This is a genomic window from Flavobacterium johnsoniae (assembly GCF_001879205.1).
Taxonomy (GTDB): Bacteria; Bacteroidota; Bacteroidia; order Flavobacteriales; family Flavobacteriaceae; genus Flavobacterium; species Flavobacterium johnsoniae_A.
Map to the genome: position 1 here is coordinate 566,867 of NZ_MLFK01000002.1, position 19,492 is coordinate 586,358.

Sequence of the window (19,492 nt, forward strand, 5' to 3'; positions counted from 1 at the left end):
TTTTTTATAGCCTTTTTTGCTATATTTGTTTTTAACAAAAAAACACAGTTTATGTACCATTTTTTACAAAAATTACACTCTGGCTGGGCATATTTAGCATTATTGCTTTTATTAATTGCCGTAATCAATGCTATTATCGGCCTTACTTCTAAAAAAGAATTTACAGCAAAAGACCGCAAAATCTCTTTGTTTGCCTTAATTGGAACACACACACAGTTATTGATTGGATTAATACTTTATTTTGTTTCTCCATTAGGAAAAGACTCTTTAGGACAAATGTCTAACGCAGCACTTCGATTAACTTCATTAGAGCATCCGCTGATCAATCTAATAGCAATTGTTTTAATTACTATTGGATGGTCAAAACATAAAAAACTAATCAATAGCGAAGCTAAGTTTAAAACCTTTGCTATTTTTTACGGATTAGGATTAATACTTATTTTAAGTAGAATTCCATGGAACCTATGGTTCGCCAAATAACCAATTAAAGCCCTAGAAAAAATAGGGCTTTTTTTATCTCGGCATATTATTTGTACAAACTCCCCCAAGTCTGAAAAAAAATAACCCATGAGTAAAAAAAACATCATACTTACAACATTTGCAATAACTTTTTTAAGTTGTTTTACCTACGTCATCAGTCAAACAAAGCCAGTAATTGAACCCAAAACTACTCAAGACACTGTAAAAAATATTAAACCCAACATAATTGCACTTCCTACTGATTCTGTTTTTACGGATAAGGGTTTAAAATTAAAGACATACAAAAAAAACGCTCATGCCTCCTACTATGCAGATCGTTTTAATGGCAGAAAAACAGCTGACGGCAGCAGATTTAACAATAACAAATACACCGCCGCACATAAAAAACTTCCTTTTGGAACAAGAGTCAAAGTAACTAATGAGGCCAACGGAAAATTTGTAATTGTAAAAATTACTGACAGAGGCCCATTTGTAAAGACTCGTGAAATAGATCTTTCGAAAAGAGCTTTTATGGAAATCACCAAACACAAAGGTGCTGGTGCCATGAAAGTAACCATCGAAACGATTATAGAATAAAAAAAATCCCGTTCTGAAATTTAGAACGGGATTTTTTTATTAAACGAATTTCTTAAGACTCATTATAATGCCTGTATGAACTCCTTCATGGTAATTATTAAAATCCAAAGCTCCGTGAATGTTCTTAAGCGTATAACCCAAACTTGTTGTATATTCATTATAATCAACAAAAAGACCGCTGGCAAAATCATTCTCTGTCTTCTCTAAAGTTGTACTAAGCAGCGTTCTTATTTCATCAACCTCAACCTGCGAAACATCTCCTTCTGGTTTAGTTCCTTTTCGGTATTTCGAAATAAACTCTTCCGAAACAATCGTGGGCAGACCTGAAAGCTTATAAATTAAAACCTGCTGAGAAGATATGCAATGTGCAACATTCCAAATTATATTATTGCTGAAGCCAGCCGGAATCTTATTTAATTGTTCTAATGAATGATTGTCTACTACCTTCAAAAGAATTTCTCTGATCGTTTTCTGTACATCAAAAACTGAATTCATATTTTTATTTTTTTTCTAAAAATAGGCAATTTTCAGTTTCAAATGAATTTTCTTTGTAGTCTAATAAAACTTCAAACAATGAACAAAATATATTACTTAGCGTCATGCGATACATGCAGAAAAATCATCAAAAGTCTTCCTAAAAACAATTTGGTTTTTCATGACATTAAACAGGATCCTATTACTGAAGCTGAGCTGGAAGAAATGTATAAACTTTCAGGAAGCTACGAAGCTTTATTCAGTAAAAAAGCACAATTGTACAAATCAATGGGATTAAAAGATAAATCACTTACTGAAGCTGATTTTAAAAAATACATCCTGGAGCATTATACTTTTTTAAGCCGTCCCGTTTTTATTATTGATGGTAAAATTTACATCGGCAACAGCCAAAAAAATGTAGCAGAAGTGATAAATGCTTTGAGCTAAAATGCCGCTATTTTTTCTGTCAAACTGAAAACTGCGACTGAAGACTAATTTCCAACTGAATAGAGCAAACTTTTATTTATCTTTGCGCCTTTATACTCAATTATATGATACAATCTATGACAGGGTTTGGCAAAGCTTCTTTGCAATTGCCTACAAAAAAAATCACAGTCGAAGTAAAATCCTTAAACAGTAAAGGTTTGGATTTAAACGTAAGAATGCCGTCGGTTTACCGTGAAATGGAATTAGGTTTAAGAACTCAAATCTCAACTAAACTTGAAAGAGGAAAAATTGATTTTGCAATTTATATAGAAAGCACTGCCGAACAGACTTCAACAAAAGTAAATGTTCCTGTTGTGAAGAACTATATCGCGCAATTGAGAGAGGTTTATGCAGATGCTGATGAAACTGAACTAATGAAAATGGCCGTTCGTATGCCGGATACATTAAAAACAGAACGTGAGGAAATCGACGAAAACGACTGGGAGCAAATTCAGATTATCATTGACGAAGCTTTACAAAATATTTTAAGTTTTAGAAAAGACGAAGGCGAATCTCTTGAAAAAGAATTTAACCTGAGAATTGGAAATATACGCCAATATATGAACGACGCCCTGGCACTGGATCCAGAACGTGTTCAGGCAATTAAAGATCGTCTGCAGACTGCGATTTCTGAACTGCAGGTGAATGTTGACGAAAACCGTTTTGAGCAGGAACTAATCTACTATCTTGAAAAATTAGATATTACAGAAGAAAAAGTGCGCTTAACGAATCATTTGGATTATTTCTTAGAAACCATAAAAGGCACCGAAGCTAATGGCCGTAAATTAGGTTTTATTACTCAGGAAATGGGTCGTGAAATCAATACTATGGGTTCTAAATCGAATCATGCCCAAATGCAGAAATTGGTGGTGATGATGAAGGATGAATTGGAGAAAATTAAGGAGCAGGTTTTGAATGTGTTGTAAACGCAATAAGCTTTAAGCTATAGGCTATAAGCGAAATAACGATCTCAAATTAAAGCTTAAGGCTTACTGCCTAAAGCTTAAAGCATAATAAGCCTAAAGCATAAATTAATGAACAAAGGAAAATTAATTGTTTTCTCTGCCCCATCAGGATCAGGAAAAACAACTATAGTAAAACATTTACTAGGGAAAGAAGATTTAAATTTAGAATTTTCGATCTCAGCGGCTTCACGCGATCCGCGCGGAGAAGAAGAACACGGAAAAGATTATTATTTCATTTCGCTGGAACAATTCAAAAAACACATTAAAGCCGAAGAATTCCTGGAATGGGAAGAAGTATACCGTGATAACTTTTACGGTACTTTAAAAGCCGAAATCGAAAGAATCTGGGCTATGGGGAAAAATGTAATTTTTGATATTGATGTTGCCGGCGGATTACGTATTAAACATAAATTTCCGGAGCAGACTTTAGCTGTTTTTGTAAAACCACCAAGTGTTGACGAACTAAAACGCCGCTTAAAACAACGCTCTACCGAAAGTGACGACAAAATCAATATGCGTATCGCAAAAGCATCGGTTGAACTGGCAACAGCACCGCAATTTGATACTATTATAAAAAACTACGATTTAGATACGGCAAAAGAAGAAGCGTATCAACTTGTAAAGGAGTTTGTAAATAAATAATTTTATTCCACAGAGATACACAAAGAAAAAAACACAGAGATTCGCAAAAGTATTATTTTAAACTTTGCGAATCTTTGTGCTATCTTAGCGCCTCTCTGTGAAACTTTTAAAAATGAAAATAGGCCTTTACTTCGGAACGTATAATCCAATTCATGTTGGTCACTTGATCATTGCCAATCATATGGCTGAGTTTGCAGATTTAGATCAGATTTGGATGGTCGTTACGCCTCATAATCCGTTAAAAAAGAAAGCAACTTTACTCGACGATCATCAACGTCTTCAAATGGTTTATCTGGCAACAGAAGAATATCCGAAAATTAAACCTTCCGATATTGAGTTCAAATTACCTCAGCCCAATTACACAGTCATTACGTTAGCACATTTACAGGAAAAATATCCAAATCATGAATTTTCTCTGATTATGGGAGAAGATAATCTGAAAACGCTACACAAATGGAAAAACTACGAAGTGATCCTTGATAATCATGACATTTATGTCTATCCTCGTATTTCTGATGAACCAGAAAACATGGAATTAAAATCACATCCGAAAATTCATGTAATCGATGCACCCATTGTGGAGATTTCTTCGACTTTTATTCGGAACAGTATAAAAGAAGGAAAAAATATTCAGCCTCTTTTACCTCCAAAAGTTTGGGAATATATTGATCATAATAATTTTTATAAGAGGTAAAAATAAACGCAGTCTTGTTATTGCGAGGAACGAGCAATGACAAGCTGAATGCAAAAACAAATCATAAAAAAAAGCCTGAACTTTAAATTCAGGCTTTTTTGTTTTTATGCTTCAACGTTAATTTCGCTTTTTACTCGGTTTCGAATCTCGCTTAGCGATTGATCGATTAAAAGTTTTCCGTCTCTGAAAATCTCTTTCAATTCACCCTGTTTTTCTTCTTCCCAAGAAACATTATCACTTAAATGGTACTTGCCGTCGATTAGATCAATTTTCATCAATCCTTTAGCCGATTTTTTAGTTCCGTCATCTGTAATCGGATCTTTGAAGATCGCTCTTCCTTCTCCGTTAACTTCTCCATAAGTTGCTTTCATCGCAAAACCGAAAGTATCACGAGTATTATATTGATAGGTAAAAGATCCAATTCCTAAAACAACATTGGTAGAAGCAAATCCTTTTTCTTTCAGTCTTTCGCAAATTTGAGTCGCTCTTGCCACCGTAATACTGTCGCCATAAATAGCTCCAATCTGCGGCACTAATTCTTTAAATCCTTTATTGTTTACAGCACCGCCAAAAACATCCCAAAGCAATTCGATTACCCCTTTCTTTTCCTGTTCTGTTTTTCCGTTTGGATTTCCGCAGATGATATCAACCGGATCACCGCTGTCAGGACGAATTACGACTTTACCTTCTCTTGAAATAATATCTTCTTTCAATCTCGGAAGATAATCCGTTAAAACCTTCCATAAATCCCAGGTATCAGACACGATAGAAACAATTCCTTTTGGATAAACCTCTGTAATTAATCTTTTAAAAGTTTCATATTCACCCTCTGTAGTTCCCATACACATTACAGAATGTTCTGTAGCAGCAACTGAACCTGCGATTAATTCTGAATCCGAATTGGCTTTGTAATATTCTTCGAAGAAATCTATTGCCGGAATGGTATCAGATCCTGTAAAGCTCAATAAATGGCCTGCTGCAGAAGTCAGCGCTGCTTCAATTCCGCCCATTCCTCTCATTGAGAAATCATGCGCCTGCCAGTCTACCAATTCCGGAACAGATGAAGTTTGATCTGCATATTTGTCCAAAACTTTTCTGTATTCTTTTGCAATTGTTGCTGAGTTACAAGGAAGCCAGATCACGGCTGAAAGCAAAGTTTCAAAATAATTAGTCAGCCAGAAAAACTCCGGAATCGTGTTGTACATGGTAAACATTGGCACTCGCAACGGCACGCTTGCCCCTTCTGGCAAAGCTTTAAAAACCATCGGAATATATCCTAAATCATGTAAATCTTCGATATGTTTTGTTCCTACCTGGTTTTCACCCAAATAATTATTGATTCTTCTTGAATATTTCTTAATTACCTCCTCTTTTGGCTGTTTGAAAAAATATTCTTCAAAATCGTGAATGATATATTTTTTAATGAAATATTGTAATCCGAAAAACACAACCTCATCAAGACCTTCAATTCTTGATTTGCGAGGTGTCCAGTTAGAATATACTAATGTGGTATTGTCCGGGTATTGTCTTCTGTGGTCAACTTTGTAACCGTCTGTTAATAATAGTGGGTTCATATATTTTTTATTTACATTTTTGTGATAATCGTTCTGCTAAATCTTTAATATCATTGGATCTTACTACTTTGTCGATCCATTTTTGAGGCATGTTTCCGATTCCGTAATACATTCCGGCTAATCCTCCTGCAATTGCAGCTGTTGTATCGGTATCTTCACCTAAGTTTACTGCTTTTAAAACCGTTTCTTCATAAGAATCAGAATTTAAAAAACACCAGAAACCCGCTTCTAAACTATGCAGTACGTAACCCGATGAACGAATTTCGCTTTCTGGATATTCGGTAATATCGTTCTTCAAAACCTTGTCAAATAACTGAATTTCATTAGGATTATACTTTTTATCTTTCAAAAATCGTGAAAGTACATTTTGCATTTCCTTATAAGCTTCGAATTTATCTTTATCTTTTAGAATCTCCAAACAATATACAACATAAATAAAACAAGCAAATACCGAACGGAAATGAGCATGTGTTATCGATGAAACTGCTTTGACTTTCTGGTAAACAACCTCAATATCTTTCTCGTTTTGAAGATAAAATACCAATGGCAAAATACGCATTAGCGAACCATTGCCGTTGTCTTCCTCAAAAAGATTACCCGAATTTCTGGCAGATTCTCCTTTTACAACTCTGGCTAAAGAATGTCTGGTCGTTCCTCCAATATCAAATACTGTATGGTGTGCTCCCCAATATCCTTCCTGCATCCATTTTACAAAAGTTAAGGCCATATCTTCTATATCAAAGCCTCGGCATAAACTTTCTGCCGTACAAAAAGCCAATGAACTATCATCACTAAATGTTCCCGGCGGCTGATTCCAACACATATATCCCATCATGTCTGCAACAGGATTTTTTCTTAAATAATCTCTCGATTTAAACTCTACCGGAACACCTAAAGCATCGCCAATTGCAACCCCAAATAAACCTGATTCTATTTTATTGTTCATCATTTTATTTATTTCTTCCTTTTTCATTTGGATAAAATGTCTGTACGGCATCACTCTGCCAAAATGCTTTCGTTTCAATGTCCAGACAGCTTAATTTTCCATAAAAACCAGCTCCGGTATCAATATTCCAGACATTACAGCCCTGCATGGGAATTTCAACATTATAATGAAGCGTTGGTGTGTGACCGATATAGATTTCATTAAAAAGCAATAATCTTTTTGGATACGAGAGTGAATCTTTCTGAATTCTTTTGTCCATTGTCAAAGCCATTTCCCAAAGCGTTCTATCCCAGGAATAATTGGTTTTATAATGTTCCTTTTCCGGACCATGCATAGATGAAAAACCAGCATGAATAAACAAATTGTTGTTTTCATCTACAAAGTAATCTTTCATAGCGTTGAAAAAATGACAATGTTTTTCTTTTTCTGAAAACTCAATAGCGGCATAACTTTCTATGGTCGATTTTCCTCCGTGCAAAAACCAAATATCGTTTACAACATTATTTTCTAACCATTCCTGACACCAGGCATCATGGTTTCCTCTTATAAAAATGCATTCTTGTTTTTGGGATAAATCAATTAAAAAATCAATCACTTGTCTGGATTCGCTCCAGCCATCGACATAATCTCCCAGAAAAACAAATCGGTCACTTTCTGAATAATCAATTTTTTCCAGCAACTGAATTAATGCTTTTAATCCGCCGTGAATATCGCCAAAAACTAAGGTTCTTTTCATGATTTAAACTCGATATACTTCGCCGGAACTTCGTCTGTAAGCCAGACATTATTTTCAGACAGATAAAATTTAAATCCGTCTCTGTGCATGGCACCGCTTCTAACTGTTAAAATCTGAGGAACTCCTCTCCTGCTTCCTACTTTTACTGCGGTTTCTTTGTCTTTGGAAAGATGCACATGCTGACGGCTCATTTTTTTCAAACCTTCTTTCTGAATGCTTTCCATGAACTTCCCAACGGTTCCGTGATACAAATATTCTGAAGGCTCTGTTTCTGCTAAATCCAATTCAACTGAAATTGAATGTCCCTGACTCGCACGGATTCTGGTTTTGTCTTCGTTATAAGCGAAACGTTTTTTATCGTTATTCTCTACAACGTAATCTAAAAGTATTTTGTCTAATTTATTGCCTTTTTGGGAACATTTTATAATTAATTCTTCTACATCTGCCCAGCCGTTTTCGTCTAATTTTAATCCTATTTTTTCTGGCGAATGTCTAAGTACTAAACTTAGAAATTTGCTTACTGTTTTTGCTGCTTTTTCATTCATTACCTATGAAATGTTCCCATGGAACATCTTTATTTTTTATAATTTCTAATTATCTACTACCGATGAAATGTTCCTACGGAACATTGGTTTTTCTTTAATTTTACCTCAATTCATCCCGAACCTCCATTAAAGCAAAACCTAACAGATTTAATCCTTTCCATTTCTCCGGATTTAAAGCATCTTTATGATCGCCTGCCATTCCAATTCCCCAGATTGGGTCAACCGGACTTGCTTCTACAATCACTCTTTCATTTGTATTTAGCAGAAACGTTTTTAAATCAGGATTTTGACTGAACTTATGATAGTTTCCTTCTTTCACAATTTCATATCGATTTTCTAACCAAACTTTGTCATCATAATTTCTAACCTTTCTCCCTAGCTTTTTGGCTTCCGCTGGCGAATTACATTTTATGATTTTTTCTAAAATTTCCTGATCCTTAAATAATTCTGCTTTTTTTGCCATCATCCAGTGTTCGGCTGTTTTGTAGGTCACACCGTCTACTTTAAAAGAACTTAACCACCACTGGCTGAAACAGGTTTTAGTAATCGTTCCGTCTTTACTTGGCTGATGTCCCCAGAAAAATAAAAATTTACTTTCCGGAGCTGTATTTTCTATATTGTATTTCATTTTTCTGTTATTGAAACAAAGATGTAATCTCTTTAAAATCTTTAGAATCGGGTGAAAATGATCCGTAAATCGTGTTGAAGTCTGTTGTCAGGCTTTCAAATTCATAATCCTTTTCTAGCTGGTCCATGCAGGTTACCACCAGGTTTCTTTTTGCCATTGGGCTATATGCAGCATCTAATTTTAAAGCGTAGTTCAACAAGTCGTAATCAAGATTGCCAAATCTTAAATGTTTTTGATATTCGTTGAAAACACAGGTTTCTTCTTCGTTGTTTTTTAATTGTATTTCTCCTTCGCCAGGCATCCAACCGTGACCGTGTCTGGTAACATAACTTCTGGTTACGTAATAAATGTTTACTTCCTCAATATTTAGTTTATTACAGATTTCAATCGCATTTTTTGAAGTCGTATTGGCATACGTAACATTCGGAAAAACACCATGATCCATATCAAGGAGAATTCCCTGACTTCCTTCAAAAATTAAACTGTTATAATTTGAAAGAAAACTGTAATCGACTATATTCCATTTGATTTTATCAATTGCTTCCAGATAAGCCTGAACTTCCTCGTCGATATTGGGCTCATTTAAAAAACCGTAGTAATACGCGATTTGGTTCAATTTTTCTAAAAGCATTTCGCTGGGTGCAATCAAATCAATCGCAAACAATTTGTACGGACCTTCATTTCTTTTCATCGTTGATCCAATACCTTTTCCGCAGGTTCCGTGGTCAATGTTTCTTACGTTTCCTCTATTATGCCAAACATCAAAAGGAGTCGTAACTTTTGCTAACGGATGGATAAACAAATCCAAATTGGCATTTTTTTCTTTTAATTCTTCTCTTTCGTTGTATAAAAAAAGTGGATGAATCGTACAGTGTTCACTGTAATAAGACGGAAGACCACGAAGTGCGCCGCTCGCAAAACTTGAATGCACGTGTTTTTTAGCGCCAATCATAACCGTGTGCGCCGCCTGCTGCCCGCCTGAAAACCGAATAACTATAGATTCAGGATTTTGTTTTGCCAGAAAATCTGTTGTTATTCCTTTTCCTTCATCGCCAAATCCTAAACCTATAACTATTTTTGCTGTTTTCATTTTGTAAAATATTATTTTAAACACATAGAAACATAGGTTTTGGAAACTTTAAAAAGGCGTTTCACTAGTTTAAACAAACATAGTATCTATGTGTTAGAAACTAGTTTCTTCTTTTAATCTCTCAAATTCAAAAAATAAAACTATGTTTCTATGTTTAAAAATTAAAGCATTTCTATATTATCTAAACCGCCTGAAACAGGTGTTGTTCCTAAACCTGAAGCATCACTTTTATGTTTATCGCAGATTATTTTCTTAATTACATTCGGGATTTCTCTGTGATCTTCGATAGACAAACAGTTTTGTCCTAAAAGTTCTTTCCATTCTACATCAGCATTAATTGCTTGTCCTGAATGCAGCACGCTTATGTGATAAACATCGTATCTCTTTTGGGCTTCAGCCAATAATTCGAGATGCGTATACGTATTTTGTCCAGAACCCATAATTTCTTTTATTGCCGATGCCGGAAGCGTTTTTAAACCCGGCTCATCGCCCACGGTAAACAACAATCCTTTTTGGCCTCTTTTTTCGAATGCATCGGTTTTGGTATGGAATGCAGCAAAATACCAGGCTAATAAATAACTTTCACCGGCGTTTCCTCCGCCTCCGCCTTCAATATAGGTTCTCGTAAGCCACATTTCCAATTCTTCATCTCCAGACTCAAACTGTCCTACCTGCAAAGGATATCGATCGCATTCGTGGTCGCCGATTCCTAAAAATAAAAGTGCCGGATCCGGAACGCCTCCCTGAATAATTCCTCCCATTAATTTTGGAAGTCCTTCTTTGATCAGTTCGTGTGGTATATGTCCCATACTTCCCGTCACGTCCAGTCCTAAAATAATTGGAACTGTGTTTGGATGAACTTCAGAATCTCTGGCTTCCCGAAACGTAATTCCGTTTGGATTCATAGATTCATGCGCCATTCGTAAAGAATTTTGCGTAAAAATCTCACTCGCAGATTTAGATCCGTAACCTGCTGCTGCTGCTCTGCTCAAACGAGCGCCTAAGTCATATCTTGTACCTCCCATAACTAAAATGTTTTACCAAATAAATACTCAAATCTCTTTTTTGTTACTTCAAACTGGATATTTAAATTCCTGATGGTCAGCGAAAGTTCCATATCTTTTTGTACAAAAGCTTCTGGCTGAAAATCGGCAAAGGTTAAACTGTTTTTATCCAGCGGACTAATATCAATAAGTCCTTCCTGCTCTCTCTCTAATCGTTTTATTTTTAGTTCAATATCTTCAACTCGACGTCTGTATATTAATTCAGAATCTTCGCCGATGGTTTTGGCTCTGTCTTCTCTTATCTGATCATTGTTTCTTTTTAAAGATTCAATAAATCTTGGTTTTAAATCGCTCATTTTTTTTTGTTTTTGTTTCAGGTTTTCTCTGTTTCATGTTTCAGGTTGCATGCTGGAATTGAAACTGAAATCTTAAACTTGAAACGATTAATAGACTTTTTTTGTTTCAGGTTTTTTTGTTTCAGGTTTCAGGTTCTCTACAGCAACTTGAAACCTGAAACTTGAAACTTTTAAACTAACTTATCAAGTCCGATCACCTGAACACTTTCGCCTTCAAAATCTTTAAAAGAATTTGTGGTAAAAATGGCATCGAAGCAGTTTAGAACTTCAAAACCTTTATTAAAAATTCCGTGGCTTACGGCTAAGTATAATTTTCCGGCATTTTTCTTTTTTAATTCTTCGGCTAAGCCAACAAAAGTGCCGCCGCCGTCGCAGATATCATCTACAATTAAACAATCCATTCCGTTTAAATCGTCTTCATAAACTTTAAAACCAGATAATTTTCCGGTTTTTACATCTCGGCTTTTACTGCATTCTACTACCTCAACACCGCCTAAAAATTCAGAAACTTTGTAGATTTTCTTTAAAGCACCTCCATCTGGAGAAATCAATTTTACGTTCTGACCAATTCTATTTAATACTTCTTTGATAAAAGTATAGTTTGGAATAACGGTACTGTTGTTCAATAAAGCAGGTGTCACTTCAGAATGTGCATCAAAAACAAAAACTTTATTCAACTGAAGTGCGTTTATAATATCAGCATATACTTTTACAGATAAAGGTTCACCCGGAATCATAACACGATCTTGTCTTGCAGCCGGGAAATACGGAATAAAAAGATCGATGATTTTCACATCCATTCTGCGTAAAGCATCAACCGTGATACACAATAAACCTAAATCGTTAAAAGAATTTAGTCGGTGTGTAATGGTTATTTTTCTGTTTACATCAAAATCCGGACTGATTTTAATGTGGGGTTCTCCGCCAGAAAATGTAAAACTTTGAAATTTGATTTCTTCCTGATTTTGAAAAGGAGCGAATTTTGGGTCGAGATTTAGTATCATAGTTTTTTAGTTTGCGTTAATTATACGCAAATGTAGAATTAAATTTTTAATAAACAATTTATTTTGTGTAAAAATTACGCAAACTTTATTTCGAAGTGAAAACCTTTATTGGTTAACTCATTGTATTTTAATTTATTAAACTTAAAAAGTTTAGCAGGACGACCCGTTTTAATGGGTGAAAAATTTTCAGTTTGTTCTAAAATACCGTAACTGAGTATTTTTTTTCTAAAATTTCTGCGGTCAATTTCTTTTTCTAAAATTGTGCAGTACAAGTTTTCGAGATCAGAAAACAAGAATTCTTCGGGAAGTAAATCGAAGCCTATGGGTTCATAAGTCAGTTTTGCTTTTAATCTGGTAATAGCCTTTTCAAGTATCAAATTATGGTCGAATGCCAAAGCCGGAATTTCATCTATTTTACACCATTGTACTCTTTCGGCATCAGTATTGGCTTTTATATCTAAATTTGAAGCATCGACCAAAGCATAATAAGCCACCGAAATAACCCGGTTTCTGGAATCTCTGTAAATATCATCACCAAAAGTGTACAATTGTTCCATAAAAGTCAGCTGTACGTTTGTTTCTTCATGTAATTCTCGTATTACCGCATCACTCAGCGATTCGTCATTTTTAACCAAACCGCCAGGCAAAGCCCAATATTTATCTGAAGTACCAAATTGCTGTTCAATTAATAATACATATAAATCATTGTTTTTGTATCCAAAAACAATTGCATCAACAGCAATTCTTATATTTTGTAAATTTTCCATAATCGTAAATCCTATCAAACAAATATAACGAATGAGAGTCAATTTTATAATTTAATGCACGCAGTTAAATTATAAAATTGACTCTCAAAAAAATCTTTTTTCCGGTCCTTCTAGTTCACCGTAATGTTTTTCTTTGGACTCACGGTGCAGCTTCCTCCCGATTTGGAAAGCGTGACATCTGCTTTAACTTCAAATGTTCCGGCCGCAGTATATGTATGCTGTACGGCACCTGTTGCCGTACTTACCGTCTGCGCCGGAGTTCCATCGCCGAAAGTCCATTTTACAGAGGTTACGGTATTGCTGCCACTGTATTGTATTGAGTAATTAATTATTTTAGAATTAGTTTCGTCTGCCGAATGTTTCAGTGAGGTTAAAATTGAATCTCCAAAACAATCTATTATTGCCTCATCATCATGCTTACTGCAAGAATTAGACATAAAAAGTACCATGGTCAGGATTAAAATTGCTGTAATCTTCTTCATAAGTTGGAATTTTAGTGGTTTGTACAACAAATTTATTCTTTAAAAAAATAAACCTTGATGATTTCAATCATAATCTATTACCAAAAAACAATTTCAATTCTTTAGAAATGATCTCAAAAAAGGAATTAACATTGTTATTTTTAGGAGTTAAAACATACACAAATTCCTCGGGAACATGAAAACTGTTCCATACCAACTGTAATTTATTTTCTTTAATGTAATTTCGGGCATTACAATTCCAGGTTACCGCCACTCCTTCATTTTTAGACAAAAGTCTAAGCATTTCAGATTCTGATGGAATAATATAATTAGGAACCATTGATGGTCTTTTTTTATTAAAAGCATGCAGCCAGAATAATTTTATATGCGGAATTCTCGCATCATGACTATACCACTTTTGCCCATTCAGCCATTGTTCTATTTCGGTAAAATTATCCGCTTTTAATCTTTGGCGGAATTCTGTTATATCCAGACTTGTAGGCGCAACCAATATCAGTTTAATTTTTCCAACAATCTCATAAGTGGTATCAAAAGTGTCAAATCTTTTTGTGGTAATGGCAAAATCAAGTTTTTTAGCATCCACTAATTCAAAAAGTTCGTCATTTTCGGCAAAGGTAAAATCGATTAAATCAAACTTAGAAATTAAAAGATTTCCAACGCAGTCAAAAAGATGTTTTGAAATTCCAACAGAAATTAATCGATTGGCATCTTCTGCTTTTGCTCTAAAACCCGTTTCGACACTTTCCAGTCTGTCGAGCGCGTCTATTATCAAATTATTCAGTAACTTAGCGTATTCGGTTGGCTCAACTCCTTTTGATTTTCGGTTAAATAATTTATTTCCTACATGAGCCTCCAGCATAGAAATTTGCTGACTAACGGCAGGCTGACTCATAAATAATTCCTTTGCAGCTACCGAAAAATTACCGTTTTTATAAACTGCCTTAAAAGTTCTATACCATTCCAGATTTACCATGACATAAATTTATTTATAACAAACATAGTTTATTTTATTTTTACAAATATCACTTAAGCATTAAATTTGTCTAAAATTTTAAAATTATGAAGAAAATAGCATTACTCGCAATAATTGCATTTACAGCGACAAGCATTTCAGCTGTGGCTCAGAAATCTAATAAAAAAAGTATGAAAAAAGTATTATTTGTTGTCACCAGCAATGATAAGCTGGGCAATACAGGAGAAAAAACAGGATTTTGGTCAGAAGAATTTGCTGCGCCATACTACGAACTACTAGATCAGGGAGTTGAAATTACAATTGCTTCTCCGCTTGGAGGGCAGCCGCCAATAGATCCAAAAAGTGCTGATCCGGCATCGGCAACAGAAGACACAAAACGTTTTGATGCCGATAAGGTTTTACAGGAAAAATTAAAAAACACGCTGAAACTATCAACTGTTAACCAGAAAGATTATGATGCGGTATTTTATCCAGGAGGTCATGGTCCGCTTTGGGATTTAGTTGAAGATAAAAACTCTATCGCTTTAATCGAATCTTTTTATACTCATAATAAACCTGTAGCTTTTGTATGTCATGCTCCGGCTGTTTTGAAAAACGTAAAAGTAAAAGGAGAATATTTGGTAAAAGGTAAAAAAGTAACCGGATTTACCAATGCAGAGGAAGAAGCAGTTGGTTTAACTAAAGTGGTTCCGTTTTTATTAGAAGATGCTTTGACTCAAAATGGGGCTCAATTTTCGAAAGGAGCAAACTGGCAGCCTTATGCTGTTGCTGACGGACTTTTGATTACAGGACAAAACCCTGCATCGTCTAAATTGGTAGCTGGAAAGTTACTACAGGAATTGAAATAAAAGCTGTTGAGATTCTAAGGCACTAAGGTTTTATAAACTTTGTGTATATCTCTTTAGTACTAATTAAAAGAATAAAATAAATTCAGATGCTGGGATTTTAAGAGAATTAGGTTAAAAAGCTTAGTCCTTATAATCTCAGCATCTTAGAAACTCTAAAAAAAAATGCTAAACTTTGAATTATATAATCCTACGAATTTAATATTCGGAAAAGGACAAATTGAGAAACTTTCGACTTTAGTTCCAAAAGATGCCAAAATCTTATTGGCTTACGGCGGCGGAAGTATCTTTAAAAATGGTGTTTACGATCAGGTAATCGCGAATTTAAAAGGTTTTGAAATTGTGGAATTTGGCGGTATTGAACCAAACCCAAGATTTGAAACTTTAATGAAAGCCGTTGATGTTATTAAGGCTGAAAAAATCGACTTTATCCTGGCTGTAGGCGGCGGATCTGTGATTGATGGTGTGAAATTTATTTCGGCAGCCGTTAATTTTGAAGGAAATCCGATTGACATTTTACAGAAACGAATTTTAATTAAAGAAAATGCAATGCCTTTTGGAACTGTTTTGACTCTTCCGGCAACAGGAAGCGAAATGAATTCCGGTTCTGTGGTTACGATCGAATCGACCCAGGAAAAACTGGCTTTTGGCGGCAGTGCAATGTTCCCGAAATTCTCTATCTGTGATCCAACCGTGATCGCTTCTTTACCAAAAAGACAAATTCAGAATGGTGTTGTCGATGCGTACACACACGTGATGGAGCAATATTTAACATATCCGCACGAAGGTTATTTACAAGATAGAATTGCCGAAGGTATTTTGCAGACTTTAATAGAAGTTGGTCCAAAAGTGGTAGAAAACCCAACAGATTATGCTTTGGCCTCTAACTTTATGTGGAGCTGTACAATGGCACTAAATGGACTAATTCAAAAAGGAGTCCCAAGTGATTGGGCAACGCACATGATAGGCCATGAGTTAACCGCACTTTACGGGATCGATCATGCACGCACTTTGGCGATTATAGGTCCAAGTTTATACAACGTGATGTTCGAAACCAAAAAAGGTAAATTAGCACAATACGGAAGAAGAATTTTTGACTTAAAAGGTTCTGATGAAGAAGTAGCAAAAGAAGCCATTAATAAAACAGTCGAATTTTTCCATACTATGGGAATGGACACAAAACTTTCGCAATACACAGAAGATTATAACAATACCGCAGATTTTATAGTAAATCGTTTCGACGAAAGAGGCTGGAAAGGTCTTGGTGAAAACCAATTGGTAACTTTAGATAAAGTAAAATCAATTGTTGAACTTTCTTACTAAAGATCAATTCTGAATTTAGAAAATCCCAGTTCCAACATTTTAAGATTGGAATTTCATCAAAAAAGGCGTTCTTAACTAGTTTAGGAACGCCTTTTTAAAATACTAAAACAAAACTAACTAACTCAAATCTAGATAAATTCATTAAAATTCTAATTTATAAAGACTTACAACGTGCAGTTTTGTGTTTTATTGTGTGAAAGATGAAATATTTTTTTATTTCAACATTGCATAAATTTATTTAAAGTCTTCCTTGATTTTCTTTTCAAGAATATCAATCTCTTTTCTAATATCCTTAAAAATTACATTCTTTTTTTCTCCCAAAACTTTTCCTTTCAGAAAAGATTTTAGATCATACATTTCATTTTTGTTCTTTTCTATTAGAATTCCAAAATCCGGTTTTTTTTCTTTATTAAACCATAATCTAGCTAATACTCCTGTTTCCTCTCCTCCTCTTAGTAAAGTTTCAAGAGCTTTTTTTGTCGAAAATTCTTCTGCTATTTTATTGAAGTTGGCTTCGATTGTTTCATTATCGTTAATATGTGAAATAAACAAATTAGTAATAATCGTAAATTCCTGACTATTATCTTCCTCAGAATCTTTAAGATTATGCTTTTCAAAAGATATCATTTTTGCCAAAACCTCATTATCTGATTCATAATACAATATATTTTCTGCTATATCGGATGATAAGGTATTATTTAATTCTACAGAAGATTTAGACATTAGGGTTTTCTTTCCAACAATCAGTTTACTGCTATTTTTACTTCCTTGTTTTTCAATAACGATTTCAGCCTTTTTTTTGCTGTTAAATATTGTAATTTCAATGGCTTTATCTTTTAAATCGAAATGAAAACGATTAAAATAGTGCATGGCAAACAAATCAATATCATAGCTTGTCAAAACTCCATTTTTCCAATACTTAGAAATAAATTGGCGCTCTGATTTTATATACTCCGGACCGTCAACTATTTTTCCATCTTTATAAGTAGATTTTATATCATAGTTTGGATATTGATACTTCTCAAGATTTTCTAAATAATTATTCGAATATTGGTATTTAATAACTCCATTTTCATAATAATCAACATGATTAAATTCGTTAAAATCTGTTGCAAAATATCCCGAATAAGGTTTGTCGTTTTTATAAACTCCTTCGTAAGAATCTTTCTTGTCTGAAGTAATTAAAAAAGACCGATTTACGATTTTTGTTCTTTTTCCGTTTTCAAAGTATACTGATTTTAGAACATTATTCTCTTCTGTTCTATCATATTTACTTCTATAGAAAATTTCTTCTGCAACTGATCCATTTTTATATACTATTGCTGTATTGGATTCAACTAATTTCCCATTATAAGGCAAGCCGTTTTTATATTCGAGTTTTCCGGTAACTTCTCCATCTTCATAAAAAATGGTTTCACCATCTACCACATCATTCAAACAGTTATAAGTTTTATTAACATCATCGATATTGTAATTAAAAACTTTTTGTAAACCATTCTTCTTAAAGTTCTTCACATTAATCAATTCATGAATATCTTCTCCGGTTTTTACAATAAATGTTCCGGTATATGGTTTGTCATTTTTGTAAATCCCTTTAGCGACAATACTGTCACTATCTGTTTTTACGATGGCTTCTCCTTCTCTTAAGCCTTTTACATAGTTCGCATTAGAAACTAAACTCCAGAAAAGATTCTCGTCAAAATTACCATCAAAAGGTTTTCCGTCTTTATATGTACGTTTTTTCATTACAGTACCATCTTTATCATAAAAAGTTTCATCTCCTACTATTTTACCGTCTATATATTTAGTGAATTTCTGAATTTTACCGTTTGGATAATATTTGATTTCTTCCCCGGACTTTTCTCCTCCTTCATAGGATGTTTTCGATTTTATGGCGGCTGCAAATTGGTTTTGAACGTAATATTCGTAAATAATACCTTTTAAAATGTTATTCCTATACTCTTTAAAATCACTTTCATTAATTGTTTGAAGTACTTTTCCAGCCTGATCATAATTTACCTGCTTAAAAGGATGTAATTGGTCGTACTCAATGTCGTACCAAATTTCCTGTGCCAATTGTTTAGAGTTGATCCAGAAGATTTTGCTTTTAATTATTTTTTTTATCGCCTTTTTTTTAGTTCCGGCACTATAATCATCAACCATTACGGGTACTGTCATTTTGGTCAAACCTTCTTTTTCTTCATTAGCTTCTCTGTCTGAATTGTTACTTCTATAATCCTCCCAATTTCTAACCTCTTCAAAATCTCCTTCAATAGGTTGTCCTTTGCTATATTTTCCTTTTATTAAAATAGTCCCATCCTGATGATAAACAATATGTTCTCCGTCTTTTTTACCATTTTTATACTGAATCGTTTTAAGTCTTTTTCCATTTGGATAATAGTACGTTAAAACCGAAGAAGATGTATTATTATAAAATTGATAAACAGACAAGTCAAAGCCATTTTCATCATACCAAACTATATCTCCAGCATAATTATTTTCATCACTTTGCAAAGAATAACCTTGAAACTGAGGAGTATTGTTAATGTAAAAATCTTCGATTAAAACCAAATCACCCACTTTTTTTGAAGGCTTAATTCTATAAAAAGAAGCATTTTCTTTAGAGGTTTCTTTCCATTTTTTATCAAAATAAATTGGATCTATATTTTGAGAAAAAGAAAGCCCGCTAGTTAATGCTAAAATAAGGGTGAAAATTTTATTAATCATAATTTGAAGGAAATTTCATCAAAAATAATAATTTTAAATCATTATTTAGACAAAAGATTGTCAATCCTCTATTAAAATTAGTTTTGCTTTTTAAGCGCAAATAAACTTAAGGTTTGTTTTTTAAATTTCTTAAATGAGTTTTTGCTTTATTACTACATTATTAAGTACTTTTGTT

Annotated in this window: 22 protein-coding genes; 8 read left to right on the forward strand and 14 right to left on the reverse strand. The window is 34.0% G+C overall.

Annotation, left to right across the window (positions count from 1 at the left end; translation table 11 throughout):
- Positions 1–51: 51 nt before the first annotated feature.
- Positions 52–480, forward strand: a complete 429-nt coding sequence (locus tag BKM63_RS04860; protein ID WP_071635498.1) for a hypothetical protein — start codon at positions 52–54, stop codon at positions 478–480.
- 87 nt (positions 481–567) lie between these two features.
- Entirely contained in the window at positions 568–1,056 is a 489-nt protein-coding gene (locus tag BKM63_RS04865) for a septal ring lytic transglycosylase RlpA family protein (protein WP_071635499.1), read from the forward strand.
- A 39-nt stretch (positions 1,057–1,095) separates the two neighbouring features.
- On the opposite strand, the gene BKM63_RS04870 is transcribed toward BKM63_RS04865, so the two are convergent.
- A complete protein-coding gene (locus BKM63_RS04870; RefSeq protein WP_071635500.1) occupies positions 1,096–1,551 on the reverse strand; it encodes a DinB family protein in 456 nt (151 codons plus the stop codon).
- A 78-nt stretch (positions 1,552–1,629) separates the two neighbouring features.
- Here BKM63_RS04870 and BKM63_RS04875 point away from each other — a divergent pair, with 78 nt between their 5' ends.
- From BKM63_RS04875 to nadD, 4 genes are all read left to right on the forward strand, one after another.
- Complete coding sequence (locus tag BKM63_RS04875; RefSeq protein ID WP_071635501.1) at positions 1,630–1,977, forward strand: arsenate reductase family protein; 348 nt, start codon at positions 1,630–1,632, stop codon at positions 1,975–1,977.
- Positions 1,978–2,081: 104 nt separating this feature from the next.
- The gene (locus BKM63_RS04880; protein WP_071635502.1) at positions 2,082–2,942 is read left to right on the forward strand and encodes a YicC/YloC family endoribonuclease; all 861 of its coding nucleotides are present in this window, start codon (positions 2,082–2,084) and stop codon (positions 2,940–2,942) included.
- 108 nt (positions 2,943–3,050) lie between these two features.
- On the forward strand, positions 3,051–3,623 hold the full coding sequence (gene gmk, locus BKM63_RS04885; protein ID WP_071635503.1) for a guanylate kinase: 573 nt from the start codon (positions 3,051–3,053) through the stop codon (positions 3,621–3,623).
- A gap of 112 nt (positions 3,624–3,735) precedes the next feature.
- A complete protein-coding gene (nadD, locus tag BKM63_RS04890; RefSeq protein ID WP_071635504.1) occupies positions 3,736–4,317 on the forward strand; it encodes a nicotinate (nicotinamide) nucleotide adenylyltransferase in 582 nt (193 codons plus the stop codon).
- Between the two features lie 104 nt (positions 4,318–4,421).
- Here the strand turns inward: nadD and BKM63_RS04895 are convergent, their stop codons facing one another.
- The 12 genes from BKM63_RS04895 to BKM63_RS04950 form a co-directional block, all read right to left on the reverse strand.
- Entirely contained in the window at positions 4,422–5,891 is a 1,470-nt protein-coding gene (locus tag BKM63_RS04895; RefSeq protein ID WP_071635505.1) for a nicotinate phosphoribosyltransferase, read from the reverse strand.
- Positions 5,892–5,898: 7 nt separating this feature from the next.
- Positions 5,899–6,864, reverse strand: coding sequence for an ADP-ribosylglycohydrolase family protein (locus tag BKM63_RS04900; RefSeq protein WP_347511953.1), 966 nt, complete (start codon positions 6,862–6,864; stop codon positions 5,899–5,901).
- Positions 6,842–7,573, reverse strand: coding sequence for a metallophosphoesterase family protein (locus BKM63_RS04905; RefSeq protein ID WP_071635506.1), 732 nt, complete (start codon positions 7,571–7,573; stop codon positions 6,842–6,844). Before BKM63_RS04905 ends, BKM63_RS04900 begins: the two co-directional genes overlap by 23 nt.
- Positions 7,570–8,118 carry an RNA 2'-phosphotransferase gene (locus BKM63_RS04910; protein ID WP_071635507.1) on the reverse strand — a complete coding sequence of 183 codons (549 nt, stop codon included), beginning with the start codon at positions 8,116–8,118 and terminating at the stop codon, positions 7,570–7,572. The genes BKM63_RS04905 and BKM63_RS04910 overlap by 4 nt, the downstream gene beginning before the upstream one ends.
- A 100-nt stretch (positions 8,119–8,218) precedes the next feature.
- The gene (locus BKM63_RS04915) at positions 8,219–8,746 is read right to left on the reverse strand and encodes an NADAR family protein (protein ID WP_071635508.1); all 528 of its coding nucleotides are present in this window, start codon (positions 8,744–8,746) and stop codon (positions 8,219–8,221) included.
- Positions 8,747–8,753: 7 nt separating this feature from the next.
- Entirely contained in the window at positions 8,754–9,836 is a 1,083-nt protein-coding gene (locus BKM63_RS04920; RefSeq protein WP_071635509.1) for an adenylosuccinate synthetase, read from the reverse strand.
- A gap of 161 nt (positions 9,837–9,997) precedes the next feature.
- The gene (locus BKM63_RS04925) at positions 9,998–10,861 is read right to left on the reverse strand and encodes a hypothetical protein (protein ID WP_071635510.1); all 864 of its coding nucleotides are present in this window, start codon (positions 10,859–10,861) and stop codon (positions 9,998–10,000) included.
- Positions 10,862–10,863: 2 nt separating this feature from the next.
- Entirely contained in the window at positions 10,864–11,196 is a 333-nt protein-coding gene (locus tag BKM63_RS04930) for a hypothetical protein (RefSeq protein ID WP_057115248.1), read from the reverse strand.
- 170 nt (positions 11,197–11,366) lie between these two features.
- Positions 11,367–12,200 carry a ribose-phosphate diphosphokinase gene (gene prs, locus BKM63_RS04935; RefSeq protein WP_071635511.1) on the reverse strand — a complete coding sequence of 278 codons (834 nt, stop codon included), beginning with the start codon at positions 12,198–12,200 and terminating at the stop codon, positions 11,367–11,369.
- A 74-nt stretch (positions 12,201–12,274) separates the two neighbouring features.
- On the reverse strand, positions 12,275–12,967 hold the full coding sequence (locus BKM63_RS04940) for an NUDIX hydrolase (RefSeq protein ID WP_071635512.1): 693 nt from the start codon (positions 12,965–12,967) through the stop codon (positions 12,275–12,277).
- A 110-nt stretch (positions 12,968–13,077) separates the two neighbouring features.
- Positions 13,078–13,449, reverse strand: coding sequence for a PKD domain-containing protein (locus tag BKM63_RS04945; protein ID WP_071635513.1), 372 nt, complete (start codon positions 13,447–13,449; stop codon positions 13,078–13,080).
- 67 nt (positions 13,450–13,516) lie between these two features.
- Entirely contained in the window at positions 13,517–14,422 is a 906-nt protein-coding gene (locus tag BKM63_RS04950) for a LysR family transcriptional regulator (RefSeq protein ID WP_071635514.1), read from the reverse strand.
- Positions 14,423–14,508: 86 nt separating this feature from the next.
- On the opposite strand from BKM63_RS04950, the gene BKM63_RS04955 reads away from it, so the two are divergent.
- Positions 14,509–15,270 (forward strand): type 1 glutamine amidotransferase domain-containing protein, encoded by a 762-nt coding sequence (locus BKM63_RS04955; RefSeq protein WP_071635515.1) that lies wholly within the window; start codon positions 14,509–14,511, stop codon positions 15,268–15,270.
- Between the two features lie 162 nt (positions 15,271–15,432).
- Positions 15,433–16,590, forward strand: coding sequence for an iron-containing alcohol dehydrogenase (locus tag BKM63_RS04960; RefSeq protein ID WP_071635516.1), 1,158 nt, complete (start codon positions 15,433–15,435; stop codon positions 16,588–16,590).
- Between the two features lie 234 nt (positions 16,591–16,824).
- Here the strand turns inward: BKM63_RS04960 and BKM63_RS04965 are convergent, their stop codons facing one another.
- On the reverse strand, positions 16,825–19,317 hold the full coding sequence (locus tag BKM63_RS04965) for a toxin-antitoxin system YwqK family antitoxin (protein WP_071635517.1): 2,493 nt from the start codon (positions 19,315–19,317) through the stop codon (positions 16,825–16,827).
- Positions 19,318–19,492: the final 175 nt, after the last annotated feature.

Excerpts from the sequence above, each read along its gene's own strand:
- BKM63_RS04895 (WP_071635505.1), bottom strand. The coding sequence starts at position 5,891 with ATGAACCCACTATTATTAACAGACGGTTACAAAGTTGACCACAGAAGA.
- BKM63_RS04910 (WP_071635507.1), bottom strand. The coding sequence starts at position 8,118 with ATGAATGAAAAAGCAGCAAAAACAGTAAGCAAATTTCTAAGTTTAGTA.
- gmk (WP_071635503.1), top strand. The coding sequence starts at position 3,051 with ATGAACAAAGGAAAATTAATTGTTTTCTCTGCCCCATCAGGATCAGGA.
- BKM63_RS04900 (WP_347511953.1), bottom strand. The coding sequence starts at position 6,864 with ATGAAAAAGGAAGAAATAAATAAAATGATGAACAATAAAATAGAATCA.
- BKM63_RS04940 (WP_071635512.1), bottom strand. The coding sequence starts at position 12,967 with ATGGAAAATTTACAAAATATAAGAATTGCTGTTGATGCAATTGTTTTT.
- BKM63_RS04950 (WP_071635514.1), bottom strand. The coding sequence starts at position 14,422 with ATGGTAAATCTGGAATGGTATAGAACTTTTAAGGCAGTTTATAAAAAC.
- BKM63_RS04860 (WP_071635498.1), top strand. The coding sequence starts at position 52 with ATGTACCATTTTTTACAAAAATTACACTCTGGCTGGGCATATTTAGCA.
- BKM63_RS04925 (WP_071635510.1), bottom strand. The coding sequence starts at position 10,861 with ATGGGAGGTACAAGATATGACTTAGGCGCTCGTTTGAGCAGAGCAGCA.
- BKM63_RS04945 (WP_071635513.1), bottom strand. The coding sequence starts at position 13,449 with ATGAAGAAGATTACAGCAATTTTAATCCTGACCATGGTACTTTTTATG.
- BKM63_RS04865 (WP_071635499.1), top strand. The coding sequence starts at position 568 with ATGAGTAAAAAAAACATCATACTTACAACATTTGCAATAACTTTTTTA.
- BKM63_RS04875 (WP_071635501.1), top strand. The coding sequence starts at position 1,630 with ATGAACAAAATATATTACTTAGCGTCATGCGATACATGCAGAAAAATC.
- BKM63_RS04870 (WP_071635500.1), bottom strand. The coding sequence starts at position 1,551 with ATGAATTCAGTTTTTGATGTACAGAAAACGATCAGAGAAATTCTTTTG.
- BKM63_RS04915 (WP_071635508.1), bottom strand. The coding sequence starts at position 8,746 with ATGAAATACAATATAGAAAATACAGCTCCGGAAAGTAAATTTTTATTT.
- prs (WP_071635511.1), bottom strand. The coding sequence starts at position 12,200 with ATGATACTAAATCTCGACCCAAAATTCGCTCCTTTTCAAAATCAGGAA.
- BKM63_RS04955 (WP_071635515.1), top strand. The coding sequence starts at position 14,509 with ATGAAGAAAATAGCATTACTCGCAATAATTGCATTTACAGCGACAAGC.
- BKM63_RS04920 (WP_071635509.1), bottom strand. The coding sequence starts at position 9,836 with ATGAAAACAGCAAAAATAGTTATAGGTTTAGGATTTGGCGATGAAGGA.
- BKM63_RS04965 (WP_071635517.1), bottom strand. The coding sequence starts at position 19,317 with ATGATTAATAAAATTTTCACCCTTATTTTAGCATTAACTAGCGGGCTT.
- BKM63_RS04930 (WP_057115248.1), bottom strand. The coding sequence starts at position 11,196 with ATGAGCGATTTAAAACCAAGATTTATTGAATCTTTAAAAAGAAACAAT.
- BKM63_RS04880 (WP_071635502.1), top strand. The coding sequence starts at position 2,082 with ATGATACAATCTATGACAGGGTTTGGCAAAGCTTCTTTGCAATTGCCT.
- BKM63_RS04960 (WP_071635516.1), top strand. The coding sequence starts at position 15,433 with ATGCTAAACTTTGAATTATATAATCCTACGAATTTAATATTCGGAAAA.
- nadD (WP_071635504.1), top strand. The coding sequence starts at position 3,736 with ATGAAAATAGGCCTTTACTTCGGAACGTATAATCCAATTCATGTTGGT.
- BKM63_RS04905 (WP_071635506.1), bottom strand. The coding sequence starts at position 7,573 with ATGAAAAGAACCTTAGTTTTTGGCGATATTCACGGCGGATTAAAAGCA.